We start from the raw sequence: 2,855 nt of genomic DNA on the forward strand, positions 1-2,855 counted from the left end.
CTGTTTTTGGTGGGGTGACGGCGTGCCTTTTGAAGAATGAGCCTGCGAGTTAGTGGTGTGTGGCGAGGTTAACCCGTGGTGGGGGAGCCGTAGCGAAAGCGAGTCCGAAGAGGGCGTTTGAGTCGCATGCTCTAGACCCGAAGCGGTGTGATCTACCCATGGCCAGGGTGAAGCGTCGGTAAGACGTCGTGGAGGCCCGAACCCACCAGGGTTGCAAACCTGGGGGATGAGTTGTGGGTAGGGGTGAAAGGCCAATCAAACACTGTGATAGCTGGTTCTCCCCGAAATGCATTTAGGTGCAGCGTCGCGTGTTTCTTGTCGGAGGTAGAGCACTGGATGGTCTAGGGGGCCTATCAGCTTACCGAAATCAGCCAAACTCCGAATGCCGGCAAGTGGGAGCGTGGCAGTGAGACGGCGGGGGATAAGCTTCGTCGTCGAGAGGGAAACAGCCCAGATCATCAGCTAAGGCCCCTAAGGGGTGGCTAAGTGGGAAAGGATGTGGAGTTGCGGTGACAACCAGGAGGTTGGCTTGGAAGCAGCCATCCTTGAAAGAGTGCGTAATAGCTCACTGGTCAAGTGATTCCGCGCCGACAATGTAGCGGGGCTCAAGCCGCCCGCCGAAGCTGTGGCATTCACGCGTTGACCTGATGCCGGGGTTTTCCCCTTGGTGTCCAGGTGTGTGGATGGGTAGGGGAGCGTTGTGTGTGTGGTGAAGCGCTGGGGTGACCCGGTGTGGAGTGCGCGCAAGTGAGAATGCAGGCATGAGTAGCGTATGACGGGTGGGAAACCCGTCCGCCGAATATCCAAGGGTTCCGGGGTCAAGCTGATCTGCCCCGGGTTAGTCGGGTCCTAAGGCGAGGCCGACAGGCGTAGTCGATGGTTAACGGGTTGATATTCCCGTACCGGCCCAGTAACGATCCTGTTGAATCGGATGATGCTAAGCACGCGAGACGTCCTTGTGCTCTTTGGAGTGTGGGGGTGTTGAGTCTGTGAACCGAGTCTGTAGTAGACAAGCTGCGGAGGGACGCAGGAAGGTAGCTCGACAGCCGTCATGGTAAGGCTGTTAAGTCTGTGGGGTGACTGGTAGGTAAATCCGCTGGTCGTGTGCCTGAGAGATGAAGAGTGGGGCCCCGTATGGTGGGTTCGTATTCGAGTGATCCTATGCTGCCTAGAAAAGCTTCGTGAGCGAGTTGCTGTTAGTGCCGCCCGTACCCCAAACCGACACTGGTGGATAGGTAGAGAATACCGAGGCGATCGAGATAATCGTGGTGAAGGAACTCGGCAAAATCCTCCCGTAACTTAGGGATAAGGGAGACTTGACGCGTGATGGGTTCTTGCGGCCCGGAGCGCTGACAGTCGCAGTGAATTGACCCAAGCGACTGCTTACTAAAAGCACAGGTCCGTGCCAAGTTGTAAGACGATGTATACGGACTGACTCCTGCCCGGTGCTGGAAGGTTAAGGGGAACTGTTAGCCCTTTTGGGCGAAGCGGTGAACTTAAGCCCCAGTAAACGGCGGTGGTAACTATAACCATCCTAAGGTAGCGAAATTCCTTGTCGGGTAAGTTCCGACCTGCACGAATGGAGTAACGACTTGGGTACTGTCTCCACCACGAACTCGGTGAAATTGCATTACGAGTAAAGATGCTCGTTACGCGCAGCAGGACGGAAAGACCCCGGGACCTTTACTATAGTTTGGTATTGGTGATCGGTGCGACTTGTGTAGGATAGGTGGGAGACTGTGAAGCGGTCACGCTAGTGGTCGTGGAGTCGTCGTTGAAATACCACTCTGGTCGTTCTGGTTATCTAACCTAGGACCGTTATCCGGTTCAGGGACAGTGCCTGATGGGTAGTTTGACTGGGGCGGTCGCCTCCCAAAAGGTAACGGAGGCGCCCAAAGGTTCCCTCAGCCTGGTCGGCAACCAGGTGTTGAGTGTAAGTGCACAAGGGGGCTTGACTGTGAGACAGACATGTCGAGCAGGGACGAAAGTCGGGACTAGTGATCTTCTGGTGGCTTGTGGAAGCGCCAGAACTCAACGGATAAAAGGTACCCCGGGGATAACAGGCTGATCTTGCCCGAGCGCTCACAGCGACGGCATGGTTTGGCACCTCGATGTCGGCTCGTCGCATCCTGGGGCTGGAGTCGGTCCCAAGGGTTGGGCTGTTCGCCCATTAAAGCGGCACGCGAGCTGGGTTAAGAACGTCGTGAGACAGTTCGGTCCCTATCCGCTGCGCGCGTAGGAATCTTGAGAAGGGCTGTCCTTAGTACGAGAGGACCGGGACGGACTAACCTCTGGTGTGCCAGTTGTTCCTCCAGGAGCATGGCTGGTTGGCTACGTTGGGAAGTGATAACCGCTGAAAGCATCTAAGTGGGAAGCACGCTTCGAGATGAGGGTTCCCCAGCCCCTGTGCTGGTAAGGCCCCCGGTAGACCACCGGGTTGATGGGTCGGACGTGGAAGCGCCGTGAGGTGTGGAGCTGACCGATTCCAAGTGGCCGAGAGGCTTGCCATCACAACCACCACCCTGTGGCGGGGTGGTGGGGGCGGTCAAAGGACTTGCTGTTCAAGGTGTTCGCGTCCACTGTGTTGTTCCCGACACGCAAACAACACACCCCACACCACCGCACGGGTGGGTGTGGGGCTAACCGCACCAGTGGTTGTTTGTTGAGTGTTGAAAAGTTGTTGCGGTGGTCATAGCGGGAGGGAAACACCCGGTCTCATTCCGAACCCGGAAGTTAAGCCTCCTGGCGCCGATGGTACTGCACGCGGGAGCGTGTGGGAGAGTAGGAAACCGCCGCACACATTCCACAACGAGTGTCCCCGGCCACATGCTGGCCGGGGACACCACCATTTAACA

Annotated in this window: 2 rRNA genes; both read left to right on the plus strand. The window is 57.1% G+C overall.

The features are described 5' to 3' along the window. A 23S ribosomal RNA gene (locus PROPJV5_RS12240) occupies positions 1-2,510 on the plus strand; the annotation flags it as partial. A gap of 171 nt (positions 2,511-2,681) precedes the next feature. Beyond that, positions 2,682-2,798 (plus strand): 5S ribosomal RNA (gene rrf / locus PROPJV5_RS12245). Positions 2,799-2,855 lie beyond the last annotated feature (57 nt).

The organism is Propionibacterium ruminifibrarum (assembly GCF_900289195.1).
In the GTDB taxonomy this organism is placed as follows: domain Bacteria; phylum Actinomycetota; class Actinomycetes; order Propionibacteriales; family Propionibacteriaceae; genus Propionibacterium; species Propionibacterium ruminifibrarum.